The following is a 15,153-nucleotide window of genomic DNA, read 5'->3' as shown; positions in this document are numbered from 1 at the left end:
CGCACATCGGGCAACCGGCGGCCGACGACATCAACCGATCGATGGATGCGAGACTGGACCCATGCGCTACGACAACCTGCTCGCGTCGGTCGGCAACACGCCGCTCGTCGGCCTGCCCCGACTGTCGGCGCCGTTCAACAGCGACGGCGCGCCGCAGGTGCGGATCTGGGCCAAGCTGGAGGACCGGAACCCGACGGGCTCGATCAAGGACCGCCCGGCGCTGCGGATGATCGAGGAGGCGGAGAAGGACGGCACGCTCCGTCCCGGTTGCACGATCCTCGAGCCGACCTCGGGAAACACCGGCATCTCGATCGCGATGGCGGCCAAGCTCAAGGGCTACCGCACCGTCTTCGTGATGCCGGAGAACACCTCCGAGGAGCGGCGCCAGCTGCTGCGGATGTGGGGCGCGGAGATCGTGTCCAGCCCGGCCGCCGGCGGCTCCAACGAGGCTGTCCGGGTCGCCAAGCAGATCGCCGCCGAGCACCCCGACTGGGTGATGCTCTACCAGTACGGCAACGCCGCCAACGCCCTCGCGCACGAGGAGGGCACCGGTCCCGAGCTGCTCGCCGACCTGCCCTCGATCACGCACTTCGTCGCCGGCCTCGGCACCACCGGCACCCTGATGGGCGTCAGCCGCTTCTTCCGCCGCGCCAAGCCGGAGGTGCGCATCGTCGCCGCCGAGCCGCGCTACGGCGAGCTCGTCTACGGCCTGCGCAACCTCGACGAGGGCTTCGTCCCCGAGCTGTACGACGCCGAGCTGATCGACAGCAGGTTCTCGGTCGGGCCCCGCGACGCCGTGCGCCGGGTCCGGGAGATGCTCGAGAAGGAGGGCATCTTCGCCGGCATCTCCACCGGAGCCATCCTGCACGCCGCACTCGGCCAGGCCGCCAAGGCGGTGAAGGCCGGCGAGGGCGCCGACATCGCGTTCGTCGTGGCCGACGGCGGCTGGAAGTACCTGTCCACCGGTGCCTACGAGGGCACCGTCGACGAGGCCGAGGACCGGCTCGAGGGCCAGCTCTGGGCATGAGGCCCCGTCGCCTCCTCGCGGCGTTCGCCGCGCTCACCGGGCTGCTGGTCCTGGCAGCCCTGCTGCCCGGCGCGCCCGCGGTGGCCGACCGCGGCTCGGTCAGCGGCTCGGGCGGCGGCTCGGGGCTGGTGGCCGGCGACGTCGATGAGACGGCTCCGGCGACGCTGCCGGCGATGCGCCTGGTGCGCGCCCCGTCGTATGCGGGGGTGCGCAGGTACGACCGGCTGCTGCGGGTCGGCACCGGGACCTGGCGACCGGCGCCCACCTCGGTGCGCTACCAGTGGCGCCGCGACGGCACCCCGATCCCCGGCGCCCACAAACGCCGTTACCGCAGCACTCCCGCCGACGTGGGCCGACGGATCTCGGTGGCGGTCACCGCCGCAGCGCCGGGCCACCGCCCACGCACCACCGTGGTCAGGATCGGCCGGATCGCCCACGCGGTCCCGGTACGACGGACCGTGACCTACAGCGTCCGCACCAGGGGAGCGGTGCCCGGCGGCCTGCGCCAGTTCAAGCGGCAGGCCCAGGCGACCCTGGACGACGCACGCGGCTGGCGGGCACGCGGCGTGCGATTCCAGCGGGTGCGCAGTGGCGGCACCTTCACCCTGTGGCTGGTCGAGGCCCGCCTGGTGCCGAGCTTCTCCTCGGTGTGCAGCACCCAGTGGTCGTGCCGGGTGGGCCGCAACGTGATCATCAACCTGGACCGCTGGCGGCACGCCTCGCCCGCCTGGAACGCGGCCGGTCGCTCGCTGCGCGAGTACCGCCACATGGTCGTCAACCACGAGACCGGCCACTGGATCGGGTTCGGTCACGCTTCCTGCCCTGCGCCCGGTGCGCTCGCGCCGGTGATGATGCAGCAGTCGAAGGGCCGCGGCGGGTGCCGGTTCAACCCGTGGCCCACCCCCGCGGAGCTGCGCCGGCGCTGAGCACGGCCACCGCGCACCGGTGGCGGCATGAGTCACCCCGACCTCGATGTGGCCACCGGTCGGCGTCGCCCCTACTGTTTCGCGCGTGGTGAGAGGGGACGCGGCCGCGCAGTCCGTCGCGCGCTGGCGCACGGACATCCAGGGCCTGCGGGCACTGGCGGTCCTCCTGGTCGTCCTCGCCCACGCCGGCGTGCCCGGGCTCGGCGGCGGCGTGATCGGCGTCGACGTCTTCTTCGTGATCTCGGGGTTCTTGATCACCGGCCTGCTGCTCGCCGAGCGGGAGCGCTCGGGCCGGATCAGCATCAAGCGCTTCTACGCCCGTCGCGCCCGGCGCCTGCTGCCCGTGGCGACCGTGGTCACCGCGGTGACCCTGGCGGCGAGCTACCGGCTGCAGCCGCTGAGCACCCTGCGGCTGCACGTGGAGGACGCGGTGTGGTCCGCCGGGTTCCTGGCCAACGTCCGCTTCGCCGCCACCGACTCCGACTACTGGGCCAGCGACGCGCTCTCGCCGTTCCGCCACTACTGGTCGCTGGCGGTCGAGGAGCAGTTCTACCTGCTGTGGCCGCTGGTCGTCGGCGTGTTCCTGGCCCGGCGCGCCCGACCCGCCGTGTGGGTCGCGCTGCTGGCGGCCGGTTCGCTCGCCGTCGCCGTCTGGCACACCGCGGACAGCCCGGTGCAGGCCTACTACTCCTCACCGGCCCGTGCCTACGAGCTCCTGATCGGGGCGCTGGTGGCCGTCAGCGTGCCGGTCCTGCGTGAGCTTCGGCCCTGGCTGAGCACCCTGCTGGCCGTCGCCGGGCTCGCCGGGGTCCTCGGGTCCCTGGCCCTGGTGGGGCCGAACAGCGCGCTGCCGGGGTGGCTCGCGTTGGCGCCGACGCTCTCGGCCGCGGCGCTGCTCGCCGGCGGGGCCGGGAGCCAGGCCACCTGGGTCGGCAGCCTGCTGTCGCGCCAGCCGCTGCGCTACCTCGGCGACATCTCCTACTCGCTGTACCTGTGGCACTGGCCCGTGCTCGTGCTGGGACCGGCGACCGCCCTCGGCACCTGGCCCGAGGTGCGTCGTACGACGGTCCTGCTGCTCGTCGTGCTCGTGCTGTCGATGCTCAGCTACCACCTCGTCGAGCGCCCGGCCATGACCTGGCAGTGGCTGCAGCGGGTGCCGGTGCGGGCGTTGGCGCTGTGGCCGGCGAGCGTGGCGGTCGTGCTGGTCGCGGCCTCGGCCAGCATCGCCCTCGCCGAGGCGCAGCTGGAGTCCCGGCAGCAGGCGGCGGTGGAGTTCGCCCGCGAGAACCCCGACCTGGTGCGCGCCCAGGAGGACCCGGACCCGATGGTCGCGCTGCGCGCGGCGGTGCGAGCCGCCCGCGCCGGGGCGCCGGTCCCCGGCGGCCTCGACGTCGAGGGGCTCACCGAGGACATCTGGCACAAGCACATCCCCACCAAGTGCCAGGCGTGGTGGGAGGGCACCTCGGCGCGGCTGTGCCGCTTCGGCGACGCCGACGCGACGCGCACCATCGTGCTGATCGGCGACTCGCACGCCGGCATGTGGCTGCCAGCCTTCGACGTCCTCGGCAAGGCCGAAGGCTTCGCCGTGGTCCCGATGGTCAAGCACGGCTGCTCGCCGTACGACTACCCGCAGCGGTTCCGCGGCGAGGACTACGTCGAGTGCGAGGAGTTCCGCGCCTGGGCGCGGGCCACCGTGCCGAGCCTCGACCCGACGGCGGTGGTCGTCACGGCGCGCGGCTACCACGGGCTCCGGCCGACCGAGGGAACCTCGAGGGAGGAGGCGTGGTCCGCGGCCGTCACCTCGACCCTCACGGCGCTGTCCGCCACCGCGCCGCGGCTGTTGGTGCTCTCCGACCTGCCCTCACGTCCGGTCGAGGCGGGCGCGTGCGTGACCGACCCCGAGGCCACCCTCGACAGCTGCCTGGCCGCCGACTCCGGCACCCCGGAGACCGACAGCAACGTCCTGACCCAGCGGGCGGCCGAGAAGATCGGTGCCCGCTACGTCTCGGTCACCCCCCTGGTGTGCCACGACGGCGGGTGCCCGGTGGTGGTCGGGCGAGAGTTCGTCTACTTCGACGACGACCACGTCTCGCACAGCTGGGCCAGACGGGTGGCCGGAGACCTCGGCGAGCTGCTCGGCGACGGGCTCAGCGGCGCCAGGTGAGGTCCTGCCCGCGACCCCACTTGCTGCCCGGGATCGGCGGCAGGCCGAGCAGGCTGAGGCTGACGTTGCCGAGATCGCCGTTGCGGATCGGCTGCCGCGCCGCACCGGGGCCGGGCCGGCCACGACCGGGCGTGGCGCGCTGCGGGTTCAGCCGGTAGAGACCGACGTTGTCGACGCCGGCCCCCCAGATGGCGAACGGCACCCGGTAGTTCTGGATGTCGCGACGGTCGGAGTGGTTCTTGTCGCCCTTGGGGCCGCCGTGGTCGGAGGTCAGCACGATCACGGTGGAGCCGCGCAGCGCGGGCGTGCTCCGCACCTGGCGCATCACCGAGCCGAGCAGCCGGTCCACGGTCCGCACCGCCTTCAGGTAGCGCTTGCCGAGCCAACCGGAGCGGTGCCCGGCCTGGTCGGGCTTGCCGAGGTGCAGGAAGGCGAACGAGGGCGGGCGTGACGCCAGGTCCGAGCGCAGTGCCCGCACCGCGGCCGTGTTGTTCTCCACCTTGATCACGTTGCGGTCCACCGCGCCCGGCCAGGAGCGCTTGAAGAGCGCGAACTTGGCCTTCGTCGCGTAGACGCCGGTCCGGCCGCCGGCGGCGTGGACCTGCCGGAAGACCGAGCCGACGTCCTCGCCGGCGGCCTGGTGCACCGAGCGGTGGTCCGACTCGCTGTTCCACGTCACCCCGTGCCCACCCTTGTCGGCGGCGATGCGACGCCCGGTGACCATGCTCGTGTGGTTGGGCAGCGTCACCGTCATCTCGGTCTGGGTGCGGGCGTTGACCGTGCCGGCACCCTCGTCGAAGACCAGGGCGTGCAGGTTCGGTGTCCGCTTGCGGCCGAGCTTGCTCAGCGCGCGGGGGTTGAGCCCGTCGACCGAGATCGCGATGACGTGCCGGTCGTTGACCCGCGCCGTCTGCTGGCCGGCTTGGGCGAGCACGGGTCGGGTGCCCTCGTCCGGCGCGTGGCCGGAGTCGGCGCACGACGTCAGTCCCAGCGAGGCCAACAACCCGACCACGGTGACGGCCGCGCAGGCCGCGGAGCGCGTGAGGCGGTGACGTCGTGTGAGCAGGCTCATCCGGGCAGCGTACGCCCGACGTGATCTCGGTCCCCGAATGCGCACCGGGCCCGGTGAGACCCCGTACCCTGGTCGCGTGCGGCAACTGGATCACCGCGGCGATGGGGCCGTGGACGCCCCTATCGGGATCTTCGACTCCGGTTTCGGTGGCCTCACCGTCGCCCGCTCGGTGATCGACCAGCTGCCGCACGAGTCGATCACCTACGTGGGTGACACGGCCCGGCAGCCGTACGGGCCCAAGCCGATCGGCGAGGTCCGCGAGTACGCCCTGGAGTGCCTCGACCACCTCGTCGCCCAGGGCGTCAAGGCGCTCGTCATCGCCTGCAACTCCGCCAGCGCCGCGATGCTGCGCGACGCCCGCGAGCGCTACGACGTCCCCGTGGTCGAGGTGATCTACCCCGCCACCCGGCGCGCGGTCGCCGCGACCCGCAACGGCCGCATCGGCGTCATCTGCACCCGGTCCACCGCCGAGTCGATGGCGTACGACGACGCGTTCGCCGCCGCCCCGCAGATCGCGCTGACCACCCGCGCCTGCCCGCGGTTCGTCGACTTCGTCGAGGCGGGGGTGACCGGCGGCGAGGAGCTGATCGAGGTCGCCCACGAGTACCTCGACCCGTTGATCGAGCTCGACATCGACACCCTGATCCTGGGCTGCACGCACTACCCGCTGCTCACCGGCGTCATCTCGTACGTGATGGGCGACGACGTGACCCTGGTCAGCAGCGCCGAGGAGTGCGCGAAGGACGTCTACCGGATGCTGGCCGACACCGGGCTGATGCGCGGGGCCGGCGAGCCGACGTACACCTTCACCACGACCGGCCTGCCCGAGCAGTTCGAGACGATCGGGCGCCGCTTCCTCGGGCCCGAGCTGGTGGCCGCAGGACAGTTCGCGGGAGGTCTGACGTGAGTGCAACGGGCGAGTCGTCGGTGCGGCTGACGGTGGTCGGCTGCTCCGGCTCCTACCCGGGGCCGGACTCGCCGGCCAGCTGCTACCTGCTGCAGGCCGACGACGGGGAGCGCACCTGGAGCATCGCGCTGGACATGGGCAACGGCGCGCTCGGGGTGCTGCAGCGCTTCGTCGACCCGCTCGCCCTCGATGCGGTGTTCCTCAGCCACCTGCACGCCGACCACTGCGTGGACATGACCAGCTACTACGTGCTGCGCAAGTACCACCCCTCGGGCACGCAGCCGCGGCTGCCGGTGTGGGGACCGAAGGGCACCGCCAAGCGGCTGGCCAAGGCCTACGACCTGCCCCGCAAGCCGGGGATGCGCGAGGAGTTCGCGTTCCGGTCCTACCGGGACCCGGTCACCGTCGGTCCGTTCACCGTGGAGCCGTTCGCGGTCCCGCACCCGGTGCAGGCGTACGGCCTGCGGGTCAGCGTGCTGGGGCGCACCATCGCCTACAGCGGCGACACCGGTCCCACCGCGGTGCTCGACGCGATCTGCGCCGACGCCGACCTGTTCTTGTGCGAGGCGTCGTTCCGCTCCTGCGACGACAACCCCCCGGACCTGCACCTCACCGGCACCGAGGCGGGCGAGGTCGCGACCCGCGGCCGCGTCAAGCGGCTCGTGGTCACCCACGTCCCGCCGTGGCACGACGCGAAGGAGATCCTCGCCGAGGCCGTCGCCGCCTTCGACGGCCCGACGGACCTGGCCTCCTGCGGTGCGGTCTACCCGCTCTGACCACCTGATCCGAGCTGATCGGACCTGCCCGCCGTAGCGCGCAACGATCGCCGGACCTCGGCGGGGCGCCCACCAGCCGGGGGCGTCGATCGGGCAGAGTATGGCCATGATCACCGTCGACCGTCTCACGGTCTCCTACGGCGCGTTCACCGCCGTGGATGACGTGAGCTTCGTATGCCAGCCCGGACGGGTCACCGGCTTCCTCGGCCCGAACGGGGCCGGGAAGTCCACCACGATGCGGGTGATGGTCGGCCTGACGCCTGCCACCCACGGCCAGGTCACCATCGGCGGCGTCCGCTACCACGACATCCCCAACCCGGGTCGTCACGTGGGCGTCCTGCTCGACGCCTCCGCGCAGCACGCCGGCCGCACCGGGCGCGAGATCCTCAGCCTCGGTGCCCGCACGATGGGCCTGCCGGCCTCGCGCGTGGACGAGATGCTCGCCCTCGTCGGCCTGAGCGAGACCGAGGCCAAGCGCCGGCTGCGCAACTACTCCCTCGGCATGAAGCAGCGCCTGGGCATCGCGCACGCCCTGCTCGGCGACCCGTCGGTCCTCATCCTCGACGAGCCGGCCAACGGCCTGGACCCGGCCGGCATCCGCTGGATGCGCGGCCTGCTCAAGGGCTACGCCGACCGCGGCGGCACCGTGCTGCTCTCCAGCCACCTGCTGCACGAGGTGGAGCAGGTGGCCGACGAGATGATCCTCATCGGTCACGGCCGCATCGTGGCCCAGGGCGACCGGCAGACCCTGCTGTCGCGTCAGGGCCGGGCCGCCAGTGCGCTGGTCACCTCGATGGACAACGCGGCACTTGCCTCCGCGCTGCAGGCCGCCGGGCACGCCGTCACGGCCGTCGGCACCGGCATGCGCGTCGCGGCAAGCACCGAGCAGGTCGGCCGGATCGCCCTCGAGGCGAAGGTCGTCCTCACCGACCTGCGCGACGGCGGCCAGGGCCTGGAGGACCTGTTCCTCGACCTCACCTCCGCCACCCAGCGCGACGCCGTCCCGACAGGAGTCCCCGCATGAGCACCGGCCACCTGCCCCCGCCGCCCCCGCCGTCCCAGCCTGCGACGCACCAGCCCGCCCCGGCCGCCAGCGGAGTCGACCTGCGCAGCGTGCTGGACACCCCGCGTGTGCCGTTCTGGCGGCTGCTGCTCGTCGAGCTGCGCAAGTCCTACGACACCCGCGCCGGCTTCTGGCTGCTGGCCGCCATCGGCATCCTGGTGGCGCTGGTGGAGGGCTTCGTCTTCGTCCTCACCCTCGTCTACGAGGAGAGCATCCTCTTCGAGGACTTCGCCTTCATCGCCGGCGGCATCACGTCCCTGCTGCTGCCGGTGCTGGCGATCATGTTGGTGACCGGCGAGTGGAGCCAGCGCAGCGCGATGGTCACGTTCGCGCTCGAGCCGCGCCGCTCGCGGGTCATCGGTGCCAAGTTCGTCGCCGCGATGGTCTACGTCGTCGCCACCCTGGTCGCGATGCTGGCGATCGCGCTCGTGCTCACCACTGTGTGCGAGCTGGTCCAGCCCGACCAGACCTACTGGCAGTTCGACCTCGGCGAGTTCCTCGCCTTCGGGCTCGGCCAGGCGATCACCATGACGATCGGCTTCGCGTTCGCCTGCCTGCTGCTCAACACCCCGGCGGCGATCGTGCTGTTCTTCCTCTACTGGTACCTGCTGCCGGTCGTGCTGGGCGCCATCGGCATGATCCGCGAGGGCGTCGGCGACGCGCTGGAGTGGATCAACCTGCAGATCGCGATCGGCCCGCTGACCGAGGGCACCCTCGACAGCGGCGAGGAGTGGGGCAAGCTGATCGTCTCGGCCGTGGTCTGGATCGGTCTTCCGCTCGGCCTGGGCCTCCTGCGCATCCTGCGCGCCGAGGTGAAGTAGCCGCACGTCGTCGCGTCGGCAGCGGCCGCTAGGGTCGGGGGCCATGAGCACCCGCGAGGACGGCCGCGCCGACGACGAGCTGCGCCCGATCAAGATCACCCGCAACTGGCTGGACCACCCCGCGGGGTCGGTGCTGGTCGAGTTCGGCCGCACCCGCGTGCTGTGCGCCGCCTCGGCGTCCGAGGGCGTGCCGCGCTGGCGCAAGGGCTCCGGCCTCGGCTGGGTCACCGCCGAGTACGCGATGCTCCCCGCTGCGACCAACACCCGCTCGGACCGCGAGTCCGTGAAGGGCCGCATCGGCGGCCGCACGCACGAGATCAGCCGACTCGTCGGCCGGTCCCTGCGCGCGGTGATCGACGACAAGGCGCTGGGGGAGAACACCATCCAGATCGACTGCGACGTGCTCCAGGCCGACGGCGGCACCCGCACCGCCGCCATCACCGGCGCGTACGTCGCCCTCGCCGACGCCTGCGCCAAGCTGGGCGTGCCGGGTGCGCTGTCGGGCTCGGTGGCCGCGGTCAGCGTCGGGATCGTCGACGGCGTCCCGCGCCTGGACCTGCCCTACGTCGAGGACGTGCGCGCCGAGACCGACATGAACGTCGTGATGACCGGCGACGGCAAGTTCGTCGAGGTGCAGGGCACCGCCGAGGGCGCGGCCTTCGACCGCGCCGAGCTAGACGCGCTGCTGGCCCTGGCGGAGAAGGGCTGCGCCGACCTCACCCGCCTGCAGCAGCAGGCGCTCGCCGAGGGATGAGCACCCCCGCGGCGCAGGTCTTCCTGGCCTCGCGCAACGCCAAGAAGCTCGACGAGCTGCGCCGCATCCTCGTCGGCCAGAGCGAGCTCGCTGCGGTGCAGGTGCTCGGGCTCGACGACGTCGCGCCGTACGACGAGCCGGTGGAGGACCAGCCCACCTTCGAGGGCAACGCGCTGCTCAAGGCCCGCGCCGGGGTCGCCGCCACCGGCCTGGTCAGCATCGCCGATGACTCCGGCCTGTGCGTCGACGCGCTCAACGGGATGCCCGGCGTGCTGTCGGCACGCTGGTCCGGACCGGCCGTGGCGGGCGACGCGCGCAGCACCGACGAGCGGAACAACGCCCTGCTGCTGGCGCAGCTGGGCGACGTGCCCGACGAGCGTCGTACGGCGCACTTCGTGTGTGCGGTCGCGGTCGCCCACCCCGACGGCCGCGAGATCGTCGTCGAGGGCCGGATGACCGGCCGGGTGATCCGCGAGGTGCGCGGCAGCGGCGGCTTCGGCTACGACGTGCTGTTCGCCGCCGACGAGCGCCCGGACCTCACCACCGCGGAGCTGAGCCGCGAGGAGAAGGACGCCATCTCGCACCGCGGGCATGCCCTGCGCCAGCTGGCGCCGCTGCTCGCCCGGCTGCTGTCCGACTGAGGAATGCGGGCCTCACGGCTCGACGTGGTGCGCCCGGCGGGATTCGAACTCGCACTGAACAGGACCTAAACCTGCTGCCTCTGCCATTGGGCTACGGGCGCGGAGGTGGCTGCGCGGCGCGCGGCCACCGGGGGACATGGTGCCAGGGACGGGCTGCTCAGCTCTCCTCGTCCCAGCGCCAGGTGCTGAGGATCTTGTCGAACTCGTCGAACACCTTGTCGTCGCCCTTCTTCAGCGAGACCGTGATCGAGTAGCCCTTGTCGCCGCTGATCACCAGGAACGAGCGCTGCGACACCGCGACGCCGGCGTCGTTGGTGCGCTCGATCTCCACGCCCTTCGCGGGCTGACCGCCGATGGAGGCGTCGGGGATGTCGCGGATCGTGGCGGTGGGGTCGGAGGCGACCAGTGCCCGCTTCCACGCGTCCTTGAGGTCCTCGGGGTCGGTGGAGCCGTACGACGACTGCGTCTCCACGATCACGTTGGCGCGCGAGGTGTTGAACGTCGTGCCCCACAGCAGCACCCGGTCCAGGGTGGTCAGGCCCGGGTTGTCCGCCCGGAACGGCTCGGTGCCGTCGGTCCAGCCCTTCGGCACCTGCACCGTGTAGCCCAGGCCCTCGATCGTGGGACCGCCGATGTCGGGCACCTCGGAGGTCTCCGACGCGTCGGGGGTCGTCGGGGTGTCGGTGCCGTCCGTTCCCTGCGAGGTCGTGGGGTCGCCACCGGCCTTCTTGTCGTCGTCCCCGCCGGTGGCGAGGACGATCCCGACCGCCACCAGCGCGACGATCAGGACGCCGATCACCGCGGCGATCGCGATCAGGGCGGTGTTCGACTTCTTCGCCGGCGGCTGCTGCGACCAGCCGCCCGTCCCGTACGACGCCGTGGGAGCGCCGTACTCGCCCTGGCTGCCGCCGTGCTGGCCGGACTGGGCGGAGGGGCCCGGGTAGCTCGCGTAGCCGGGCTGGCCGTAGCCGGGCTGGCCGTAGCCGGGCTGGCCCGAGGACGGGCCGGGGCCGGGCGGCGGCGTGCCGGGGGAGACGATCGGCGGCTGCGGCGGCGACGTCGGGGAGGTCGTCGGCGCAGCGGTGGGCGAGGTCCCGGCGGGGCCGTGCTGCGGGGGAGCGGTGGTGCCGGCCTCCGGGTCGAGGCCGGTGACCAGGCTCTCGGGCACCCGGCCCAGGGCGAAGCCGAGGACCGCGACCGCCCACTGGCAGCCGCGGACGTCGGCGCTGCCGCGGTCGCGGGCCAGGCGCTGGCCGGCGGAGTCCACCGCGTCGGCGGCGTTCGCACCGGAGTCGAGCATGGCGAGCATGCTGTCGAGCGCGCCGAGGCGGACCGCGTCGGTGAGCAGGTTGATGGTGCCGCTGGAGGCCTGGCCCTCGTCGAGGTAGTCGTCGAGCGAGCCCCGGAACGCGTTCGCGTCCCGGAAGAGGGCCTCGCCGTGGTCGCGGGCGAGGTCCGCCAGCGCGCCGTGCAGCGTCATCAGGCGTCCTTCCCGCCGGCGCCGGCCGCCGAGCGCAGCGCCGGGACGTCGAGGCCGAGGTCGCGGTGCAGCTTGGAGACGTGTCCGGTCGCCTTGACGTTGTACTGGGCCAGCTCGACCCGGCCGTCGGTGCCGACGACGAAGGTGGAGCGGATGACGCCCTGCACGAGCTTGCCGTAGAGCTTCTTCTCGCCGTAGGCGCCGTACGCCTCGTGCACGGCGAGGTCGGGGTCCGAGAGCAGCGTGATGCCGAGGCCGTCGCGCTCGCGGAACTTGGCCAGCTTGGCCGGGGTGTCCTTGGAGATGCCGACAACGGTGTACCCGCCCGTCTGCAGCGAGTCGAGCGAGTCGGAGAAGTCGCAGGCCTGCTTGGTGCAGCCCGGCGTCATCGCGGCGGGGTAGAAGTACACGATCACCTTGCGGCCCTCGCCGAGCAGGCCGGCGAGCGAGACCTCCTCGCCGGTGTCCGAGGGCAGGGTGAAGTCGGGGGCCACGTCTCCGACGGACAGGCGGATCGGGTCGGGCATGACGTCCAGCTCCTGAGCAGGTGATGCTGTTGCAAGCAACATGCAATAAGGTGGTCAAGGTTCGTGACCATCTAACTACCTCATGGGTCATTCCTCCGAACAAGGGAGTGCAGCATGCACGTGCCCGACGGATTCTTCGACGCACCCACGTCGGTGGTGACCGGCGCCGTGGCCGCGGTGGGGGTGGGCGTGGCGCTGCGCCGCGCGCGAGCCGAGCTGGACGACCGGACCGCGCCGATGGCAGGGCTGGTGGCGGCCTTCGTCTTCGCCGGCCAGATGATCAACTTCCCGGTCGGTGCCGGCACCAGCGGGCACCTGATGGGCGGCGCGCTGGCCGCGGTGCTCGTCGGGCCATGGACCGGCGCGCTGTGCATCAGCGTGGTGCTCCTGGTGCAGGCGCTCTTCATGGCCGACGGCGGCCTCACGGCGCTCGGCACCAACATCACCCTGATGGCCCTCGTCGGCACGTTCGTCGGCTACGGCGCCTTCCGGCTCACGCTGCTGGTGCTGCCGCGCCGGCGCAGCTCCGTCCCGCCGGCCGCGGCGCTGGGGGCGCTGGTCTCGGTGCCGGCCACCGCCGTCGTCTTCACCCTGCTGTTCGCCGTCGGCGGCACCGCCGACGTGGCCTTCGGCAAGGTTCTCGCCGCGATGCTGGGCTGGCACCTGGTGATCGGCATCGGCGAGGCCGTCGTCACCGGCCTGGTGGTCAGCGCCGTCCTCACCTCCCGGCCCGACCTGGTCTACGGCGCGCGAGGGCTCACCGCCCGGCGCCCCCTCGTCACTGGCGAGGTGGCGGCATGAGCACCTCGCGCCGGTTCTGGGTGGTCAGCCTCCTCGTCGTGCTGCTCGTCGCGGGGGTCGCCAGCTACTACGCCAGCAGCCACCCCGACGGCCTGGAGTACGTCGCGGAGAAGACCGGTTTCATCGACTCCGCCGACGAGGAGCCGGTGACGATCGGCAGTCCCTTCGAGGACTACGGCACCGCCGGCGTCGAGAACGGCCGACTCAGCGGGGGCATCGCCGGCGTCGCCGGCGTGGTGCTGACCCTGCTGATCGGGGGAGGGCTCTTCTGGGTCCTCCGACGCCGTGGCGGCTCCGCGGACGATGTGGCGTCCGCGGAGCCCCCGGCGTCCACCGACGCAGCCTCCACCGACGCAGCCTCCGCCGACGCGGACTGACCGCGGGTCCAGGCGAGGGTCGGGAGAGGGTCGGGAGAGGGCGGGCATGGGCGCGGGGCACGGACACCGGTTGCACTACCACGGTCACTCGGTCGTCCACCGCGCTCCGGCGCACCTGAAGATCCTTGCCCTGCTCGGGTTCGTGCTGACCGTCGTGGCCACACCGCGCGAGACCTACCTGCCCTACGTCGGCTACCTGCTGGTGCTGCTCGGCGTCATCGCCCTGGCCCGGGTGCCGCTGCGCTACCTGCTCCCGCGGATGGTGCTCGAGGTGCCTTTCCTCGTCTTCGCCGCGCTCGTCCCCTTCGTCGCGGAGGGCCCGCGGGTCGACGTACCGCTGGTGCTCGGGGCCGAGCTGAGCCTCTCGGAGTCCGGACTCGTCGCGGCCTGGGGGCTGGCCGTCAAGGGCACCCTGGGGGTGCTCGCCTCGCTCACGCTGGCCGCGACCACCGAGCCCAGCGCGGTGCTGCGCGGGCTGGAGCGGCTGCGGTTCCCCGCGCTGCTGGTGCAGATCATGTCGTTCATGGTCCGCTACCTCGACGTCGTGGCCGCCGACCTCGGCCGGATGGTGACCGCGATGCGCTCGCGCGGGGTCGACCCCGCCTCGCCCCGGCACTGGCCGGCGCTGGCGCGTACGTTGGGGGCCCTGTTCGTGCGGTCCTACGAGAGGGGTGAGCGGGTGCACCTGGCGATGCTGTCGCGCGGGTACGACGGCCGGTTGCCCGACGGGCTCGACGGGCTCTCGGCGCCGGCGGACCGCGAGCACGACGCGGTCGCGCGATGACCCCGGTGCTCGAGGTCGACGGCCTCTCCTTCGCCTACCCCGACGGCCACCAGGCGCTGTTCGGGGTGGACCTGCACGTGCACGCCGGTGAGCGGGTGGCGCTGCTCGGCCCCAACGGCGCCGGCAAGACGACCCTGGTGCTGCACCTCAACGGCATCCTGTCGGCGGAGTCCGGTGACGGTGCGGGCAGCGTGAGCGTCAGCGGCTTGGCGATGCACAAGAAGAACCTCCTCGAGATCCGGCGGCGGGTCGGGATCGTGTTCCAGGACCCCGACGACCAGCTGTTCATGGGTTCGGTGCGTGCCGACGTCGGCTTCGGTCCCGCGAACCTGGGGATCAAGGGCGCCGCGCTGGAGCGCCGGGTCATGGACGCCCTGGAGCAGGTCGGGATGGCCGACTTCGCCGACCGGCCGCCGCACCACCTCTCCTTCGGTCAGCGTCGCCGGGTCGCGGTCGCCACCGTGCTGGCGATGGAGCCGGAGATCCTGGTTCTCGACGAGCCGAGCTCGAACCTGGACCCGGCCTCGCGCCGCGAGCTGGCCGACATCCTGCGCGGCCTCGACGTGACGGTGCTGATGGTCACCCACGACCTGCCGTACGCGCTCGAGCTGTGCCCGCGCTCGGTCGTGCTCAGCGCCGGGCGCGTGGTCGCCGACGGCCGGACGTACGACGTGCTCACCGACGACGCCCTGATGAGTGCCCATCGTCTCGTGCTTCCGTGGGGCTTCGACCCTCGTTCGGTGCCGATTGATAGCCTGCCCCGGTGAGCAACCAGCCCTCTGACATCGAGCGCGAGATCGAAGAGGCGCGCGAGCGCCTGGCCGGCACGATCGACCAGCTCCTCTACCGCTCGCACCCCAAGACGATCATCAGTCGTGAGATCGCCCAGGTGAAGGCGTACTACGTCGACCCCGAGACCGGGGAGCCGCGCACCGACAACATCCTCAAGACCGTCGGTGGGGTTCTCGGCGTGGTCGCCCTGGGGATCGTGCTGCGCAAGATCACGAACTAGGTCCCGGCGTGTCCGACAAGA

At 72.5% G+C, this 15,153-nt stretch carries 17 protein-coding genes and 1 tRNA gene; 14 read left to right on the top strand and 4 right to left on the bottom strand.

The genetic code is table 11. The features are described from left to right. Positions 1-61 precede the first annotated feature (61 nt). From KG111_RS13255 to KG111_RS13245, 3 genes are all read left to right on the top strand, one after another. Positions 62-1,027, top strand: a complete 966-nt coding sequence (locus tag KG111_RS13255; protein ID WP_205292092.1) for a PLP-dependent cysteine synthase family protein — start codon at positions 62-64, stop codon at positions 1,025-1,027. Continuing rightward, on the top strand, positions 1,024-1,953 hold the full coding sequence (locus KG111_RS13250) for a DUF3152 domain-containing protein (RefSeq protein ID WP_205292091.1): 930 nt from the start codon (positions 1,024-1,026) through the stop codon (positions 1,951-1,953). The genes KG111_RS13255 and KG111_RS13250 overlap by 4 nt, the downstream gene beginning before the upstream one ends. 85 nt (positions 1,954-2,038) lie before the next feature. Continuing rightward, complete coding sequence (locus tag KG111_RS13245) at positions 2,039-4,117, top strand: acyltransferase family protein (protein WP_205292090.1); 2,079 nt, start codon at positions 2,039-2,041, stop codon at positions 4,115-4,117. On the opposite strand, the gene KG111_RS13240 is transcribed toward KG111_RS13245, so the two are convergent. After that, a complete protein-coding gene (locus tag KG111_RS13240) occupies positions 4,101-5,189 on the bottom strand; it encodes an alkaline phosphatase family protein (RefSeq protein ID WP_205292089.1) in 1,089 nt (362 codons plus the stop codon). The two genes, KG111_RS13245 and KG111_RS13240, sit on opposite strands and share 17 nt — an antisense overlap. A gap of 76 nt (positions 5,190-5,265) precedes the next feature. Between KG111_RS13240 and murI the strand changes: the two genes are divergently transcribed. The 6 genes from murI to rdgB all read left to right on the top strand — a co-directional run bounded on the left by murI (position 5,266) and on the right by rdgB (position 10,151). Next, positions 5,266-6,096 (top strand): glutamate racemase, encoded by an 831-nt coding sequence (gene murI / locus KG111_RS13235; protein WP_249666131.1) that lies wholly within the window; start codon positions 5,266-5,268, stop codon positions 6,094-6,096. Then, a complete protein-coding gene (locus KG111_RS13230; protein ID WP_249666130.1) occupies positions 6,093-6,872 on the top strand; it encodes an MBL fold metallo-hydrolase in 780 nt (259 codons plus the stop codon). The genes murI and KG111_RS13230 overlap by 4 nt, the downstream gene beginning before the upstream one ends. Positions 6,873-6,978: 106 nt before the next feature. Then, entirely contained in the window at positions 6,979-7,896 is a 918-nt protein-coding gene (locus KG111_RS13225) for an ABC transporter ATP-binding protein (RefSeq protein ID WP_205292087.1), read from the top strand. Then, entirely contained in the window at positions 7,893-8,756 is an 864-nt protein-coding gene (locus KG111_RS13220) for an ABC transporter permease (RefSeq protein ID WP_205292086.1), read from the top strand. The genes KG111_RS13225 and KG111_RS13220 overlap by 4 nt, the downstream gene beginning before the upstream one ends. 43 nt (positions 8,757-8,799) lie before the next feature. Continuing rightward, a complete protein-coding gene (gene rph, locus KG111_RS13215; RefSeq protein ID WP_205292085.1) occupies positions 8,800-9,510 on the top strand; it encodes a ribonuclease PH in 711 nt (236 codons plus the stop codon). After that, positions 9,507-10,151, top strand: coding sequence for an RdgB/HAM1 family non-canonical purine NTP pyrophosphatase (gene rdgB / locus KG111_RS13210; protein ID WP_205292084.1), 645 nt, complete (start codon positions 9,507-9,509; stop codon positions 10,149-10,151). Before rph ends, rdgB begins: the two co-directional genes overlap by 4 nt. Positions 10,152-10,176: 25 nt before the next feature. Here the strand turns inward: rdgB and KG111_RS13205 are convergent. The 3 genes from KG111_RS13205 to bcp all read right to left on the bottom strand — a co-directional run bounded on the left by KG111_RS13205 (position 10,177) and on the right by bcp (position 12,158). Beyond that, positions 10,177-10,252: transfer RNA gene (locus KG111_RS13205), tRNA-Leu, on the bottom strand. A 56-nt stretch (positions 10,253-10,308) separates the two neighbouring features. Then, the gene (locus KG111_RS13200; RefSeq protein ID WP_205292083.1) at positions 10,309-11,631 is read right to left on the bottom strand and encodes a hypothetical protein; all 1,323 of its coding nucleotides are present in this window, start codon (positions 11,629-11,631) and stop codon (positions 10,309-10,311) included. After that, positions 11,631-12,158: a thioredoxin-dependent thiol peroxidase gene (gene bcp, locus KG111_RS13195; protein ID WP_205292082.1), complete on the bottom strand. Its 528-nt coding sequence runs from the start codon at positions 12,156-12,158 to the stop codon at positions 11,631-11,633. Before bcp ends, KG111_RS13200 begins: the two co-directional genes overlap by 1 nt. A 114-nt stretch (positions 12,159-12,272) precedes the next feature. On the opposite strand from bcp, the gene KG111_RS13190 reads away from it, so the two are divergent. The 5 genes from KG111_RS13190 to KG111_RS13170 are packed head-to-tail and all read left to right on the top strand — an operon-like array spanning position 12,273 to position 15,132. Beyond that, positions 12,273-12,959 (top strand): energy-coupling factor ABC transporter permease, encoded by a 687-nt coding sequence (locus KG111_RS13190; RefSeq protein ID WP_205292081.1) that lies wholly within the window; start codon positions 12,273-12,275, stop codon positions 12,957-12,959. Beyond that, the gene (locus tag KG111_RS13185) at positions 12,956-13,336 is read left to right on the top strand and encodes a PDGLE domain-containing protein (protein WP_205292080.1); all 381 of its coding nucleotides are present in this window, start codon (positions 12,956-12,958) and stop codon (positions 13,334-13,336) included. Before KG111_RS13190 ends, KG111_RS13185 begins: the two co-directional genes overlap by 4 nt. 46 nt (positions 13,337-13,382) lie before the next feature. Then, positions 13,383-14,120, top strand: coding sequence for a cobalt ECF transporter T component CbiQ (cbiQ, locus tag KG111_RS13180; protein WP_205292079.1), 738 nt, complete (start codon positions 13,383-13,385; stop codon positions 14,118-14,120). Next, the gene (locus KG111_RS13175) at positions 14,117-14,887 is read left to right on the top strand and encodes an energy-coupling factor ABC transporter ATP-binding protein (RefSeq protein WP_205292078.1); all 771 of its coding nucleotides are present in this window, start codon (positions 14,117-14,119) and stop codon (positions 14,885-14,887) included. Before cbiQ ends, KG111_RS13175 begins: the two co-directional genes overlap by 4 nt. Continuing rightward, positions 14,884-15,132 (top strand): DUF3618 domain-containing protein, encoded by a 249-nt coding sequence (locus tag KG111_RS13170; RefSeq protein WP_205292077.1) that lies wholly within the window; start codon positions 14,884-14,886, stop codon positions 15,130-15,132. The genes KG111_RS13175 and KG111_RS13170 overlap by 4 nt, the downstream gene beginning before the upstream one ends. The last annotated feature ends 21 nt before the right edge of the window (positions 15,133-15,153 follow it).

The organism is Nocardioides faecalis (assembly GCF_018388425.1).
Lineage (GTDB): Bacteria > Actinomycetota > Actinomycetes > Propionibacteriales > Nocardioidaceae > Nocardioides > Nocardioides faecalis.
Note: the sequence above shows the minus strand (reverse complement) of the source record. Positions and strands in the feature narration are given on the sequence as shown.

What these genes read in the sequence shown, in the direction of transcription:
- KG111_RS13255 (WP_205292092.1), top strand. Translation starts at nt 62, where the DNA reads ATGCGCTACGACAACCTGCTCGCGTCGGTCGGCAACACGCCGCTCGTC.
- KG111_RS13250 (WP_205292091.1), top strand. Translation starts at nt 1,024, where the DNA reads ATGAGGCCCCGTCGCCTCCTCGCGGCGTTCGCCGCGCTCACCGGGCTG.
- KG111_RS13240 (WP_205292089.1), bottom strand. Translation starts at nt 5,189, where the DNA reads ATGAGCCTGCTCACACGACGTCACCGCCTCACGCGCTCCGCGGCCTGC.
- KG111_RS13225 (WP_205292087.1), top strand. Translation starts at nt 6,979, where the DNA reads ATGATCACCGTCGACCGTCTCACGGTCTCCTACGGCGCGTTCACCGCC.
- KG111_RS13220 (WP_205292086.1), top strand. Translation starts at nt 7,893, where the DNA reads ATGAGCACCGGCCACCTGCCCCCGCCGCCCCCGCCGTCCCAGCCTGCG.
- rph (WP_205292085.1), top strand. Translation starts at nt 8,800, where the DNA reads ATGAGCACCCGCGAGGACGGCCGCGCCGACGACGAGCTGCGCCCGATC.
- rdgB (WP_205292084.1), top strand. Translation starts at nt 9,507, where the DNA reads ATGAGCACCCCCGCGGCGCAGGTCTTCCTGGCCTCGCGCAACGCCAAG.
- KG111_RS13200 (WP_205292083.1), bottom strand. Translation starts at nt 11,631, where the DNA reads ATGACGCTGCACGGCGCGCTGGCGGACCTCGCCCGCGACCACGGCGAG.
- bcp (WP_205292082.1), bottom strand. Translation starts at nt 12,158, where the DNA reads ATGCCCGACCCGATCCGCCTGTCCGTCGGAGACGTGGCCCCCGACTTC.
- KG111_RS13190 (WP_205292081.1), top strand. Translation starts at nt 12,273, where the DNA reads ATGCACGTGCCCGACGGATTCTTCGACGCACCCACGTCGGTGGTGACC.
- KG111_RS13185 (WP_205292080.1), top strand. Translation starts at nt 12,956, where the DNA reads ATGAGCACCTCGCGCCGGTTCTGGGTGGTCAGCCTCCTCGTCGTGCTG.
- cbiQ (WP_205292079.1), top strand. Translation starts at nt 13,383, where the DNA reads ATGGGCGCGGGGCACGGACACCGGTTGCACTACCACGGTCACTCGGTC.
- KG111_RS13175 (WP_205292078.1), top strand. Translation starts at nt 14,117, where the DNA reads ATGACCCCGGTGCTCGAGGTCGACGGCCTCTCCTTCGCCTACCCCGAC.